Genomic DNA, 14,033 nt, shown 5'->3' with positions numbered 1-14,033 from the left:
CTATAGTTGCGTTCTAGTTGATGTTTTGTTCTGCAAAATGCGGTTTCAAAATGTTTTTGAGCACATTGGCGCTGTGGTTAAACTGCTCTTTTTCTTTCTCATTTAAGTTCAGCTCAGTGATGCCAGCGATTCCGCCGCGGTTGACGACAGCCGGCACTCCGATGTACACGTCATCTGCTCCGTATTGTCCGTTTAAATATGTGCTGACTGTTAAAATGCTGTTTTCATTATGGAGAATCGCTTTTGTGATTCGCGCAAGGCTCATCGCAACGCCATAATACGTCGCGCCTTTTTTCTCAATGATATGATAAGCGGCGTTTTTCACGTCATCCACGATCTGTTCAAGCTCTTCTTGTTTGTATGCTTCGTTTTTCTCAACCAGTTCACTGACCGGCACTCCGCCGATATTCGCGTGGCTCCAGACAGGAAGCTCAGTATCGCCGTGTTCGCCGATAATATGAGCGTGCACATTGTGTGCTGCTGCACCGAAGTATTCGCTCAGCATGTAACGGAATCTCGCAGAATCAAGTGTTGTGCCGCTTCCGATCACTCGCTCTTTTGGCAGTCCGCTGAATTTCCATGTTGCATACGTCAGAATATCAACCGGATTTGTCGCGATTAAGAAAATGCCGTCAAATCCGCTCGCCATGACTTCACTGACGATTCCTTTGAAGATCTTTAAGTTCTTTTCTACTAATTCAAGGCGTGTCTCACCAGGCTTTTGGTTTGCTCCGGCGCAGATGCAGACAATATCAGCATCCTTGCAGTCTTCATATGTTCCGAAAGATGTTTTGACCGGATGCGGCGCAAACGCCTTTCCGTGGTTTAAATCCATTACATCGCCCATTGCTTTTTCTTTATTTAAATCAATGACCACAAGTTCATCTGTGATCCCTTGGTTAATTAACGCAAATGCATAACTGCTTCCAACAAAACCCGCTCCGATTAAAGCTACTTTATTTACACGTTCATTCATCATTTATCCTCATCCTCCAGTGTTTGTTTATCTTTGGTGTTTGTTTGTGAAGTATTTCACATTTATATTGTGCAACATTTCACAAACTTTTGCAAGAGAAAAGATTTGTCTGATTTATGAACAAAAAAGAAACCATCTATGATGGTTTCTTTTGGGATTTTTCCGCTGATCGCTTGCCCTCACTGAGGAAGAGAACCGCTTAATCCAGAGTTGTTATATAAACCATTTTGCACATAATCAAAGCCAGGCTGATTCTGGCCGGGCACTTGGGCACTGCCATTATTAAAAATCACTTTGGTGTTCGTTGTATCCGTATCCGCAGGCAGCGTCAGCGTGTAAATTCCATCTGCATTCTTAGTCATTGCTTTACCTGGCCAAGACCCGGTCAATTCGATTGCCCGGCCTCCATCATGTTTATAGATATAAGCATTTACATGGCCCCAATGATTTGGATTTTGATATCCGATGGTTTTGGCTGAAGACGGATCTCTTTTTACAAAGCTGTATTCCTGAGACCTCGTTACGCCATCACTGTTCGTTCCTGTTAACGTGATGTTGTATGTTTTTCCAAACGGGTCTCCTTTTCCGATCGTTAATTGGTCTCCATCCTTAAACGCAATCTCTTGCCCATTATTCATTTGATAAACGGCTTTTGTCGTATTCGCATTTGCACGCAGGGTGATCGTCAGCTGATCATTGAAAAAATGTGTCACCCCTGTTTTGTAATTCTCAAGAAAGACTTGAGGCGCATTTGCAATATCGTCAGGATAAAGAACAGCCACAGATCTGGCATTAATCGTGCCTGTCAGTTTACCGTCCCTGACTTGAAATGAACCGGTCCCGGCTTTATTATCATAGCTGCCATCAGGTAATTTCGTTGAAGCATTTATGCTGACAGAAGAGGAACCTGCATTTGCCAACACAACACCTTTGGAGCCGCGCTGATTCATAAATATTTGATTGTTTCCATTCGGATTCGATAGCTCCTCAGGCTGTCCAGCCATTACATTGTGAAACGTATTGACCGCAACGATAGCCTGATCCTCAAATAAAGCACTCCCGCGATCGCCTATTTGGGTTTTCCCCGGGAATCTCACACCATTTCCGCCACCCTCAGGTCTTGAAAAAAAGAGAGGCGTACTGCTTGAGCGAGAAGCAATCACTGCCCAGCCTAAGCGGATATCGTCATCGCTCATCCATGTTGACTCCTCATCATCATTTGCATACGTATCATGCGATTCCACCCACGTGACTAACTTGTCGGCTGACACATCAGATGCATAATGGGAAATATTCGACACGCTCAGATTACGATTCTTTAAAGCGGACCTTATGGAATGTCCATAGTTAGATGCTGTCACATTCATATAATTCGCATATGCTGCATCTCTGGAGGCACTGTCTTGCAGGATTTCTCCGTATTGGAACTCGGCAGATGTATTCGTGATATTCGGCCAAAATTGGCTGCCGTAATTCCCATCATCGGGAAGCTCTATATGCTTGGCGGCATCATAGCGAAATCCGTCTGCCCCATCATTCAATGCTCTTTCTAAGAAACGTTTCAGATAGGACTGTACTTGTGTATTCTGCGTATTCCAATCATAAAGCCCCAGCAATGAATTCTGCGTGACATCCCTTCGATCGGACCAATTTTTAATTTGTGTGTTTCCATGCGTCCAATTTGAAATACTTTTAATTTCATTTGAAATCGCAGCATAGTCACTGGTTGTGTGATTGATGACGGCATCGACAATAACCTTCACGCCATATTCTTCAGCCGCCGCACACATTTCTTTAAACTCTTCCTCGGAACCCAAGTATCTGTTGCCAATCTGGTAAGAGGTCGGCTGGTAAAGCCAGTACCAGTTCCCCATGCTTTTATCTCCATTATTTCCTTCCTTTACTTGATTAATAGGAGACGTCTGAATAGCGGTATATCCTGCATCATGGATATCCTTCATATTATTTTTCAAGGTGTTGAACGACCAATTCCAAGCATGAAGAATGGTCCCGCTTTTTATTGATGGCGCTGTATATTCATTTGATTGGTTCGCGGTCTCTGCATTTACAGCCACCGGCCCTGCCAGAATCAAATGAAACAGCAATAATAATCCAGCGAATAACGGCAGTAAAGAGGTATTTAATCGTTTTTTAGACATTCTGGACACTCCTTATTTCATTTTTCATTTCTGAAGACTTACTGCGGAGTCAGAAATCCCTCTTACTCAATCCTTCCACTTCCTCCTTTCAGACGAATGTGCAGACTGGAGAATTTTGTTAACGCTTACATTTTAAATTATCATACTCTATCTATCAAAACAACTTGATAGAGTCATTTCCCAAACAGACATCTCGAGCCGTTTTACATTCTTAAACAGCAAGTGGAGATATTGTCTGATTTATGAACAAAAAAAGAAACCATCTCTATGATGATTTCTTCTTAAACTCCTTTTTTACCGTTCTTCTGTAAGACAGCTTCACGATTCCGAATCGAAGCAGAAACAGAACGCCGCCGCAGACGATAAATAGGAGAAACATTTTCAGCCAAGCGAAGAATGTATGGGGAACTCCCCTGTCATACATCGTAAGCACCACTACCGCAAAGGCGACAGCTATTGATTCTATGAACTGCTGCTTCACCCGTTTATGCAGTTCTTCCTCGGTGTCTATTCTCGGCATCAGCATTCCAGAAGCTGATGCCCTGATGCAGTAATATAAGATGATAATGAACAAAAACACAAGGCTCGAGACCCATTCTTTAAACGGAAATTCAAACATAATGCCGCGGATGATCACATCCAGGAGCGCAAACGCCCCGGCTAACTTGCCGATATCCGACCAGATCTTTTGTTCTTTTTCTTTTACTCTCTTATTTTTCCCATTCACGCCTGAAAGTCTGTTATGCAGATTATTCATGACCTTCCTCCCGGACCTTCCTCCCGCACTTTTACGAATGGCTTATGGCTTACATGTTACAATAACAGCCTGCGCTTCTGCAACGAATAAATGAAAAGCCCGCCGTACAAGCCGGCGGGCAGCAATGTTTAAAACGGCCCCCAATTGATCAGGACACCGATACAAATAAACACAAGCCCGATTAAGAACCAAATCAGAGCGAGCGGCAGCATAAACCGAAGCCACTTGACGTACGGAATTCCGCTGGCGGCAAGCACTGCCATCAAAACGCCGGACGTCGGGTTCACACAGTTGACGACCCCTTCTCCAAGCATAACCGCTTCCACCGCGACCTGTCTCGTGATGCCCATCAAATCAGCGAGCGGCGCCAGAATCGGAATGAACACAACCGCTTCGCCTGATCCTGAAGAGATGAGAAAATGAAGCAGGGCGCTGGCGATATACATGCCGATTGCGCCGGCCATCGGACTGAACCCGTCCAAAACCGAAGCCAAAGCATTGACGACTGTATCCAGCAGCTTCCCATTTTCAAGAATGACAGAAATGCTCCGCGCCATCCCGACAATCAGCGCACCGTATACAAGGCTCTGACAGCCGGTAATAAAAGTTTTGGCAATATCGTTTGCCGCAAGTCCTCCAATGAATCCGGCAAGGACAGAAATAAAAATAAACGTCGCAGCCATTTGGGAATCTGACCAGCCGAGCTTCAATGCGCCGTACAAAAATCCGATCAGCGACAAACCCGCCACTCCCAAAATCAGCTTATGGCGAACGGTAAACGGCACAGACTTATCTTCTTCTTGATCCGCATCGCTCAATCCTGCCGCCGGGAACCAGTTTGTGCCTAACACACTGGCATCCTTTGATTTCTTTAATTTTCTTGTATACCAATAGATATAAATGATAGAAGACACCAAAAAGCATAAGTATATGACCACACGAAGGCCGATCCCCGAAAACAGAGGCAGCTCCGCAATCGATTGCGATAAGCCAAGCGGAGACGGTGATAAAATGGTAGAGTTAAACCCGGCATAGCAGCCAATATAAATAACAGCCGCACCCGCGACCGCATCCCATTTTAAGGAGCGTGCGACAATAAGGCCGATGGGGATGAATCCGATCACTGAATTCACGACAATTCCAGTCGTTCCAAGAATAGAAAACAACGCACCGACAATACAAATAAATAATAATTGCTTTGTGCGGAACTTGCTGATGACATTGTAAATCAGTCCGTTGATGGCACCTGTTTTTTCTAAAATAGCGATCGTGCCGCCTGTGAATAAAATCAGAAAAATAATAGGCGCTGATCCGACCATTCCATCCTGAAGAGAAGTGAAAAAGCTGATCAGGCTGACCGGAGACTGTTCAATTGAATGATAGCTTCCCGGCACCGCAGTGGTAACCTCCCCCTTCGTCACACGGTCAAATTCTCCCGCCGGCACAATATATGAAGCAACGGCGCAAATGAAAGCGATGATAAATAAGAGGACATAGGCGTCAGGCATGTTAAAGGCGGTGCGTTTTTTCTTTGGCTGTGTTTCGGCTGCTGGCATACTCATATTTCGATCCATCCCCTCTTTTTAGAAAATATCTATTATTCTGAAAAATATAAATATGTGCTATATTATAAACAGCCTATCTACCTGTTTCAATATAAAAAAGGAATGAAGGAGGTTTTTCTCCCCATGCAAAAACTCTCAGAAGAAATGAAACAAACCGTAATGGACATCTTTGAACATCTTCACGCCAATCCTGAAGTCAGCTGGAAAGAATATGAGACAACTGAATTTCTTAAACAAAAACTCGAAGATGCAGGGTGCCGCACGCGCACGTTTTCAGATTGTACCGGAGTTGTCGGCGAAATAGGTTCGGGTTCGCCTGTTGTAGCTGTCCGCGCTGACATTGATGCATTATGGCAGGAGGTCAACGGCACATTTCGCGCCAATCATTCCTGCGGGCATGATTCGCATATGACAATGGCTTTAGGTACGTTAATGCTGCTGAAAAAACAGCCGCAGCTTCCGAGCGGAACGATACGTTTTATCTTTCAGCCAGCAGAAGAAAAAGGCGGAGGCGCTCTGAAAATGATAGAGGAAGGCGTGCTTGATGACGTCGACTATTTGTATGGCGTCCACGTCCGTCCAATTCAGGAAACCCAAAACGGACGCTGCGCCCCATCCATTCTGCACGGGTCAAGCCAGCACATCGAAGGCACAATCATCGGAGAGGAAGCTCATGGCGCACGTCCGCATCTTGGCAAAAACAGCATCGAAATCGCGGCATTTCTCGTCCATAAGCTGGGGCTGATTCACATCGATCCGAAAATCCCGCACACTGTCAAAATGACAAAGCTTCAAGCCGGCGGCGACAGCTCCAACATCATTCCCGGAAAAGCGACCTTCAGCCTTGACCTGCGGGCACAAACAAATGAAGCCATGGAGACGCTGATCGCCGAAACTGAAAGAGCCTGCGAAGCGGCTGCCGCGGCATTCGAAGCGAAAATTGAACTTCACAAGGAACACAGCCTCCCAGCGGCAACACAAAATAAAGAAGCTGAAGGCATTATGGCTGAAGCGATCACAGACGTTATCGGAGCTGATCAGCTCGATGAACCTCTTGTTACAACCGGCGGCGAAGACTTTCATTTTTATGCCGTGAAAGTGCCGAACCTTAAAACGACCATGCTTGGCCTCGGCTGCGGACTTCAGCCAGGACTCCATCACCCGCATATGACCTTTGACAGAAACGCGATGTTTACCGGGATTCACATTTTAGCAAACGCCGTATTAAAAACGTTCCAAAAAGCAGATACACTCGCATCAGCCAATGCTTCTTAAATCAAAAAAGCAGCCTGCGAACAGGCTGCTTTCTTCATTATTTCTTCAGATCTTCAATTGAGTTGACGTTTTTCATATATTCAGGCACAACAAGACCCATCTTCACGCCAGTGATACTGACGCCTACATCATCATATTTGCCTTTATATTTGACAGCGTATGGTTTATGGGTATTCGGCAGCCATGCGGAAAGGGATGCGTCCGCGCTTCCCGTCGCAATCGCCGTCCACATCGGACCAGCTTCTACCTGAGTGAGTTTCACGTCATAGCCCAAGTCTTCTAACACTTTGCCCACAACGTTTGTACTTGCAATCTCACTGTCCCACGCCACATAGGCAAGGTTGATTTTGTCTCCCTTGACCTTTTGCACGCCTTTGGTCCACTCCGCGATTTGATCCTTGTGCTTCTTCACATACTCAGCAGCGGCTTTGGAAGGTTTCTCGCCTTCTTCCACCTTGATCATCACTTCACCCATGTCGTCTTGCGTCCATTTAAACTGGCTCAGAAGCTTAACGGCATTCGGCTGTTCTTTACTGAAGCCTTTTCTGGTGATCGTATGAATCTCCTCAGCACTGCCGTAAGTTTTTTTCGGATCATCGAGATATTTTAATTTATATCTGGAGAACATCCAATGCGGTGTCCATCCTGTGATAATAATTGGTTTCTTACGGTCGTATGACTTTTTGAGCGTAGCAGTCATTGCAGCGCTTGACGATGAAATCAGTGTCCAGTCGTCCAGGTTATAATCCTTCAACGCTTGATCAGTCAGGCTCATAATACCTGAACCGGGGTCAATCCCGATGATCGTCTTATTCACCTGTTCAGCCGCGGATGCATTTTCGTCGTTTTCTTGTCCGCAAGCCGCAAGTGAGAGTGCCAGCATGGCGGAAACACCGATACCGATGATTTTTTTAAACATCAGGCATTCCCCCTGCTTTTCTTCTTCACTTTAATATTTTGTGTAATACGGTCGAGCGTAATCGCAACGATAACGATAGCGATACCAGCTTCTACACCGACCCCTGTTTTCAGCTGTGTAACGGCGCTGTATACTTCTGAACCTAGTCCCGGCGCACCGACCATTGCTGCGATAACAACCATTGATAATGCAAGCATGATACTTTGGTTGATCCCGGCAAGAATGGTTTTTGTTGCAAGCGGAAGCTGAACCTTAAACAAACGCTGAGCTGTTGTAGAACCAAACGCTTCAGTTGCTTCAATCAGATCCGCAGGCACTTGTTTAATACCGAGAACCGTCATACGGATTGTCGGCGGCATTGCGAAGATAACAGACGCAACGACACCCGGCACAACACCGATATTAAAGAAGAAAATTGCCGGCAAAAGATATACGAAAGCAGGCATTGTCTGCATTAAATCAAGGATAGGCGTTACGATACGGCGAACCGTTTCTTTCTGAGAAGCCCAAATTCCGATCGGCACACCGACCACAATCGAAATAATGACGGATGTGACAACCAGTGCTAACGTTTGCAGCATTGGGTCCCAATATCCTAAATAATCAATTACGAGAAACCCAATTAAAGTGAACAGCGCAATTCCTCTCGTACTGATCCACCATGCAAGAGCTGCGAAAATAATCGTTAACAAAATAGAAGGTATAAATCCAAGCCCGCTTACAATCCCGTTTACAAAAACGGCCAAGCCATTTGCGATTCCGTCGAGGAACCCGCCGAACGTTATCGTAATCCAGTCAACAAAACGGTCAATCATATCTGCTAAAGGTATTCTAGGCAGTCTATCCAATTTACTTCACCTCCTGTACAGAAGGATCTTGTGGTTGCTCATCAGTGCCTTCAACATTGATATAATCGTTATTGCCCGCAAGTGCGCCAATCAGCGCGCCTCTTACGACAATCCCTTTCATTCTTTGCTTTTCATCTACAACCGCAATTGGAATATTCGCGTCAGACACAACGTCAAAAATCTCAGTCAGATACGTATTCTCTGGTACAGTCGTAAATTCCGTATTCAAGATATCCTGAAGGGATAAATCAGACTCGGCTGCTTTTTTCGCATCAGCTGCGTAAATGACACCTAACAATTGTTTCTGTTTATCGACTGCATAAATAGATGAAATCCCTAGGTTTTTCATCAGTGTTAACGCAACGCGAGGCCCTTTATCAATCCGCACCGTTTCAGCGCGTTTCATAATGTGGCCGGCAGTTAATACTTTAGACAAATCAACGTCCTCAACGAATTTCTCAACATATTCGTTGGACGGATTCATGAGGATTTCTTCCGGCGTGCCGATCTGAACGATATTTCCGTCCTTCATCAGAGCGATTCTGTCGCCGATGCGAAGCGCTTCGTCCAAGTCGTGCGTAATAAAAATAATCGTTTTTCCGACATTATCATGCAGATCCAGAAGCTCATCCTGCATATCTTTACGGATTAATGGATCAAGCGCACTGAATGCTTCGTCCATCAGAAGGATGTCCGGATTATTCGTCAAAGCGCGGGCAAGGCCGACACGCTGCTGCATTCCGCCCGAAAGCTGATCAGGGTATTGGTGTTCAAATCCTTCAAGTCCGACAAGTTTAAGCGACTCAAGCGCTTTTTGCTGGCGCTCCTGTTTGTCTACACCTTGAAGCTCCAGTCCGTATTCTGTGTTTTCAAGTATCGTTCTGTGCGGGAACAGAGCGAACTTTTGGAAGACCATACTGATTTTTTTCCGGCGGACTTCCCGGAGCTGGTCTTTAGACATATTTGTTATCATGTCACCATCAATGTAAATTTTTCCGGCAGTCGGTTCAATAAGCCGGTTTAACAGCCGTACTAAAGTTGATTTACCGCTCCCTGATAGACCCATGATGACAAATATCTCACCATCATATACATCAAAATCTGCTTGGTTAACCCCAACGGTTGATCCGGTTGCTTTCAGGATCTCTTTTTTATTTTTTCCGTCGGCAAGCATTTGAACTGCTTTCTTGGTTTGTTTCCCAAAAATCTTAGAGACTTTCTCGACTTTTATCTTAATCGGTTTCTCATCTACACTCATATTTTCCCTCCATATTAAGCAATCTTTATTACCGTACCATTTATGTAACAACACACACAAACCGCATATTCTCTTTTATTCTGTACCATTTCATGATAAACATCCTTGTGACCCCAAGACCTTATTTATGCTTCTAAATACTCGGTAATCCTCCTTTATTATTGTATTTTACGGGTAAATTTAAGCCTTTTTTTATTTGAAAACGCTTTTATTGAACCGAAAATCCTTCTTCCTCTTATGACTTCAAGCTCCTTTACTGGAAAAATAAGTTGCTTTTTCATCTCTATGTAATGTATTATAGTTTCATGACTATGAAACAATCAGAAGACCATATCAGAGCTCACATATTCAAAGCATTGTCTGACGAATCCAGGCTTGCCATTATTCGTACGCTTTATTACAGCGGAAAAGAACTCAGCTGCGGCGAAGTAGGTGAAAAATGCAATATTGTCAAAACCACAGCATCTTATCATTTCAAAACGCTGCGTGAAGCGGGATTGACTGCAACGCGAAAAGATTCACGGACAAAATATGTCAGGCTGCGTGAAGACACATTTCAAACATACCTGCCTGGCTTTCTGGAGACCCTCTAAGAAGGGTTTTCTATATACATATCTGTTTCATAGTTTCATAATTATGAAACTATAGGAGTGTTAAAAGTGAAACTTATTTGGCTTTTTTTCAGTGTAATGTTTGTCATCGGCACAGATACCTTTTTGCTCTCACCGCTTCTCCCGCTTTTGCAGGACCAATTCCATGTCTCCACTGATTTGTCAGGCTGGATGGTCAGTGCTTATGCGCTCGGTTATGCGCTGTTTGCTTTGGCAGCCGGTCCGATCTCTGACCGCTTTAATCGGAAAACAGTGATGCTGTCGGGGCTTGCGGGCTTTATCCTTTCCACGTTTTTATGCGGCATCGCTCCCTCCTTTGCCGCCATGTGTGCATTCCGTTTTGCCGCCGGTGTCAGCGCCGCGTTTGTGACGCCTCAAATTTGGGCATCCATCCCTGTCATCGTCCATCCCTCAAAAGTGTTAAAAAGCATGGGGATTGCAACAGCAGGATTAGCTGCTTCACAAATGCTTGGGCTTCCGATCGGCGGATTTTTGGCTTCCTTCACTTGGCACACGCCCTTTTTCGTTCTGTCAGCAGGCTCGCTGGTTCTCCTGTTCATTTTGGCAGCGGCTATGCCAGATATTCGTCCTGCAGAAGCGGCAGCACACCGTTCATCTGTAGTCAGCCCTTATCGTGAGCTGTTTTCACTGCCAAAAACATCGATGATCCTGCTTGCTTATTTTCTCTTTCAAACAGGAAATTTCGCCACGTTCAGCTTTCTCGGCACCTGGCTTTCTGCAGATTATCATCTAACCGTATCCCAAATCGGCGCCGCGATGCTTGTACTTGGGCTTGGAAATATGCTTGGAAGCCTTATAGGAAGCAAAGTTGCATCAAAGCTCGGCACGTGTAAGACATTAATCAGCGGCATGCTGCTGATGGGCGCGCTCTATTTTTCCCTTCCTTTCTTTCCTAACTTATTTATTGTAGAAACCAGCTTTTTTCTGACTTTCTTTATAGCGGGGATCATTTTTCCGTTAATGATGGGGATATTCCAATCCATTTCACCTAACGCGCGCGGAACGATTGCATCTCTTTCCAATGCGGCTATGTATGCAGGGACCACTGTCGGCACATGCCTTGCCGGACTTTTATATCAAAACACGCATCACTTTGGGGCTGTCACGGCATTTACGGCGATTTTATTTGTCCTGTCTATGGCCCTTTACCAAACAAGCAGAAAAAACAAACCGCAAGCTGCCGGTTTCCATGTAAAAAGCACCTCATGATGAGGTGCTTTTGTTATTCAAGCTCAGTTTGTTTCGTTTCTTTTCCCATAATCAAAATACACGCGACCGCCAGTAAAATGGCAATGCAAAAGATTGAAAAAATCACTGAAAACGAAATATGGCGGGCGGCGAGTGTTCCGACGAGCAGCGGGCCGAAAATGCCGCCGATCCTTCCAAACGCCGCTGTGGTTCCTGAACCTGTCGCGCGAATCGATGTTGGGTATTGCTCCGGTGTATAGGCATACAGCACGCCCCACGCGCCAAGATTAAAGAAGGACAACAGCATTCCAGCCGTCAGCAGCAGACCTAAGGAATCTGCCGTTCCGAAGAAATACGCGCTTCCCGCTGTTCCGATCAAATAAATGACCAGTATCCATTTCCGGCCCGCCTTTTCGATCAGCCACGCAGCCGAAAAATAGCCCGGAAGCTGAGCGAGCGTCATCAGCAGAACATATTCAAAGCTTTGAATCATGCTGAACCCTTTTAACAGCATCACACTCGGCAGCCACAAAAACATCCCATAATAAGAAAAGACAACGCAGAACCAGACGATCGACAGCATTACCGTCGGCCGTATATACTGTTTCTCCCAAACGCTTTTCACGTTCTCCCACACCGATTTCTTTTTCATAGAAAGCGATTCGTACTTTGGCGAATCAGGCAATCCTGTCCGCAAGTACAGCGCATAAAATGCCGACAGTGCGGTTAAAAGCAAAGCCGCCTGCCAGCCGAAGCTTGGAATGACAAAATAAGAAATAAGCGCCGCTGCCAGCCAGCCCACAGCCCAAAAGCTTTCGAGAAGCACAATGACCCGGCCCCGTTTTTCAGGCACAACCGCTTCCGAAACAAGCGTTGAAGCGACAGGCAGTTCGCCGCCAAGTCCCATCCCAATTACAAACCGCAGAATAAGAAATGCCGATAAGCTTGTGACGAAAGCTGATATACCGCTTCCGATTGAAAAACATAAAAGGGTCATGATAAATACTTTTTTGCGGCCGATTCGATCAGCCAGCAATCCAAACAAAAACGCACCCACAGCCATGCCGATGGAATTTACGCTTCCGATCCATTTCATTTCTTCAGGCGAAAGATTCCACTCCACGTGGAGCGCGGCGATAATAAACGATAATATTCCGACATCCATTGCATCAAACAGCCACCCTAAACCGGCGACACCCAGCAGCTTACGCTGGGATATAGGCTGTTGTTTTCCCATAGCCAACACCTCTGATATGCAAAATGATTACCGTTTAAGTTTACACCTGTCTTTACACATTGTCATTACCTAATTGATGTCAATCAAAAACCCCGCTTATGATTCACAAGCGGGGGTCTTTTTATTGCTGTAATGCTGCTTTTTTAATATTATCCTGCAGCTGGGCAATTCGTCTTGCGCCCTCTTCCCGAAGGCGTTTGTTTTCTTCTTCGATTTGTTTTGTTTCCTGCATGCCGCTGACAATTGTGTTCCAGGAGGATTCGATCGTTTCTATATCAATGCTTGGTCTGCCGGCCATTCTGGCAATTTCAACACTCTGGTTCGAGATGTTCTCCGCATTGCGTTTCAGCATCTCATTTGTCCGGCGGTCAAGCTCGCTCATAGAGTCAGCCACAAGCTTTTGGCGTTTCACTGTAACGGCCTGAATAATGCCGTTTTTGAAAATCGGAATCGTAATGATAAAAGCGGAGTTAATTTTCCCGATCAGCTTAGCATTACCGCGCTGGAGCAGTCGGATCTGCGGTGCGGTTTGAAGCGCCACCATTCGCGCCATATCAAGATCATACACGCGCTCCTCAAGCGCCTGAATGCCGTTGCGCAGCGTATCGAGCTGCATTTGCGCAAGCTGGTTTCCGCTTGCCGCTTTTTCTTCATATGAAGGAAGGATTGACTGCATCTCTTCCAGCTTCATTTGACCGGCAACAACGTATTTTTCAAGCTCCATGTAGTAGTTGATATTGTTTTCATACATTTCATCGAGCGTGTAGTTTGTTTTTGTCATCTCATCTTTATATTTAGAAATCTCAACGTTGATTTTTTCAATTTCTCCGCCGAGCGTCTGGTACTTTTTAAAGATTTTCTCAATCATGCTGCCGCCGCGTTTGAAGATTTTGGCCATCAGTCCCTTGGGCTCGTCAAAATCATTTTTGTCAAAGCGGTCCATGATTTTTCCAAGCTGAGTCAGCATTGTGCCTGAGTCTGTCACGCTTGTTGTTTTCATCATTCCCAAGATGCGGTCAGAGAACTTGGAAATTTCAACAGCCGGCTCCTTTCCATACTCCAGCAGCTCCATTTGGTTTTTCACGTCAATTTGCTGGGCGAGGCGCTGCACCTCTGGTTCCTGGCGGAGCTGCAGGCGGATATCGTCTGCCTTTTGCTGAGAAATTTCTTCGTTTTTATCGAGAACAAGCGGATTTTGATTTTCTGTTGTCATGCTTTT

At 45.4% G+C, this 14,033-nt stretch carries 12 protein-coding genes; 3 read left to right on the top strand and 9 right to left on the bottom strand.

Annotated features, from left to right (window positions below; translation table 11 throughout):
• Positions 1-13 precede the first annotated feature (13 nt).
• The 4 genes from WA325_RS14195 to WA325_RS14180 all read right to left on the bottom strand — a co-directional run bounded on the left by WA325_RS14195 (position 14) and on the right by WA325_RS14180 (position 5,454).
• Complete coding sequence (locus WA325_RS14195; protein WP_336183830.1) at positions 14-979, bottom strand: L-lactate dehydrogenase; 966 nt, start codon at positions 977-979, stop codon at positions 14-16.
• A 176-nt stretch (positions 980-1,155) separates the two neighbouring features.
• Positions 1,156-3,135, bottom strand: a complete 1,980-nt coding sequence (gene amyE, locus WA325_RS14190; protein WP_336183829.1) for an alpha-amylase — start codon at positions 3,133-3,135, stop codon at positions 1,156-1,158.
• A gap of 265 nt (positions 3,136-3,400) precedes the next feature.
• Positions 3,401-3,892, bottom strand: a complete 492-nt coding sequence (locus tag WA325_RS14185; RefSeq protein ID WP_024120139.1) for a DUF6773 family protein — start codon at positions 3,890-3,892, stop codon at positions 3,401-3,403.
• A 128-nt stretch (positions 3,893-4,020) separates the two neighbouring features.
• Complete coding sequence (locus WA325_RS14180; RefSeq protein WP_105955381.1) at positions 4,021-5,454, bottom strand: YfcC family protein; 1,434 nt, start codon at positions 5,452-5,454, stop codon at positions 4,021-4,023.
• A gap of 126 nt (positions 5,455-5,580) precedes the next feature.
• On the opposite strand from WA325_RS14180, the gene WA325_RS14175 reads away from it, so the two are divergent.
• Positions 5,581-6,732: a M20 peptidase aminoacylase family protein gene (locus WA325_RS14175; RefSeq protein ID WP_105955382.1), complete on the top strand. Its 1,152-nt coding sequence runs from the start codon at positions 5,581-5,583 to the stop codon at positions 6,730-6,732.
• Between the two features lie 37 nt (positions 6,733-6,769).
• Here the strand turns inward: WA325_RS14175 and WA325_RS14170 are convergent, their stop codons facing one another.
• Genes WA325_RS14170 through opuAA form a run of 3 tightly spaced genes read right to left on the bottom strand, consistent with a single transcriptional unit; the run spans position 6,770 to position 9,757 of the window.
• On the bottom strand, positions 6,770-7,651 hold the full coding sequence (locus WA325_RS14170; protein WP_305934656.1) for a glycine betaine ABC transporter substrate-binding protein: 882 nt from the start codon (positions 7,649-7,651) through the stop codon (positions 6,770-6,772).
• Positions 7,651-8,499, bottom strand: coding sequence for a glycine/proline betaine ABC transporter permease subunit OpuAB (gene opuAB, locus WA325_RS14165; RefSeq protein WP_202852426.1), 849 nt, complete (start codon positions 8,497-8,499; stop codon positions 7,651-7,653). Before opuAB ends, WA325_RS14170 begins: the two co-directional genes overlap by 1 nt.
• A gap of 1 nt (position 8,500) precedes the next feature.
• Positions 8,501-9,757, bottom strand: a complete 1,257-nt coding sequence (gene opuAA, locus WA325_RS14160; RefSeq protein ID WP_105955385.1) for a glycine/proline betaine ABC transporter ATP-binding protein OpuAA — start codon at positions 9,755-9,757, stop codon at positions 8,501-8,503.
• A 290-nt stretch (positions 9,758-10,047) separates the two neighbouring features.
• On the opposite strand from opuAA, the gene WA325_RS14155 reads away from it, so the two are divergent.
• Positions 10,048-10,350: an ArsR/SmtB family transcription factor gene (locus tag WA325_RS14155; RefSeq protein WP_081638228.1), complete on the top strand. Its 303-nt coding sequence runs from the start codon at positions 10,048-10,050 to the stop codon at positions 10,348-10,350.
• Positions 10,351-10,416: 66 nt separating this feature from the next.
• Positions 10,417-11,598, top strand: coding sequence for an MFS transporter (locus WA325_RS14150; protein ID WP_305934657.1), 1,182 nt, complete (start codon positions 10,417-10,419; stop codon positions 11,596-11,598).
• Positions 11,599-11,611: 13 nt separating this feature from the next.
• On the opposite strand, the gene niaP is transcribed toward WA325_RS14150, so the two are convergent.
• On the bottom strand, positions 11,612-12,814 hold the full coding sequence (gene niaP / locus WA325_RS14145; protein WP_336183826.1) for a niacin permease NiaP: 1,203 nt from the start codon (positions 12,812-12,814) through the stop codon (positions 11,612-11,614).
• Between the two features lie 121 nt (positions 12,815-12,935).
• A complete protein-coding gene (locus tag WA325_RS14140) occupies positions 12,936-14,027 on the bottom strand; it encodes a toxic anion resistance protein (RefSeq protein WP_010332934.1) in 1,092 nt (363 codons plus the stop codon).
• Positions 14,028-14,033 lie beyond the last annotated feature (6 nt).

It is taken from the genome of Bacillus sp. 205(2023), from assembly GCF_037027485.1.
In the GTDB taxonomy this organism is placed as follows: Bacteria; Bacillota; Bacilli; order Bacillales; family Bacillaceae; genus Bacillus; species Bacillus halotolerans.
Note: the sequence above shows the minus strand (reverse complement) of the source record. Positions and strands in the feature narration are given on the sequence as shown.

What these genes read in the sequence shown, in the direction of transcription:
- WA325_RS14195 (WP_336183830.1), bottom strand. Translation starts at nt 979, where the DNA reads ATGATGAATGAACGTGTAAATAAAGTAGCTTTAATCGGAGCGGGTTTT.
- amyE (WP_336183829.1), bottom strand. Translation starts at nt 3,135, where the DNA reads ATGTCTAAAAAACGATTAAATACCTCTTTACTGCCGTTATTCGCTGGA.
- WA325_RS14185 (WP_024120139.1), bottom strand. Translation starts at nt 3,892, where the DNA reads ATGAATAATCTGCATAACAGACTTTCAGGCGTGAATGGGAAAAATAAG.
- WA325_RS14180 (WP_105955381.1), bottom strand. Translation starts at nt 5,454, where the DNA reads ATGAGTATGCCAGCAGCCGAAACACAGCCAAAGAAAAAACGCACCGCC.
- WA325_RS14175 (WP_105955382.1), top strand. Translation starts at nt 5,581, where the DNA reads ATGCAAAAACTCTCAGAAGAAATGAAACAAACCGTAATGGACATCTTT.
- WA325_RS14170 (WP_305934656.1), bottom strand. Translation starts at nt 7,651, where the DNA reads ATGTTTAAAAAAATCATCGGTATCGGTGTTTCCGCCATGCTGGCACTC.
- opuAA (WP_105955385.1), bottom strand. Translation starts at nt 9,757, where the DNA reads ATGAGTGTAGATGAGAAACCGATTAAGATAAAAGTCGAGAAAGTCTCT.
- WA325_RS14155 (WP_081638228.1), top strand. Translation starts at nt 10,048, where the DNA reads ATGTATTATAGTTTCATGACTATGAAACAATCAGAAGACCATATCAGA.
- niaP (WP_336183826.1), bottom strand. Translation starts at nt 12,814, where the DNA reads ATGGGAAAACAACAGCCTATATCCCAGCGTAAGCTGCTGGGTGTCGCC.
- WA325_RS14140 (WP_010332934.1), bottom strand. Translation starts at nt 14,027, where the DNA reads ATGACAACAGAAAATCAAAATCCGCTTGTTCTCGATAAAAACGAAGAA.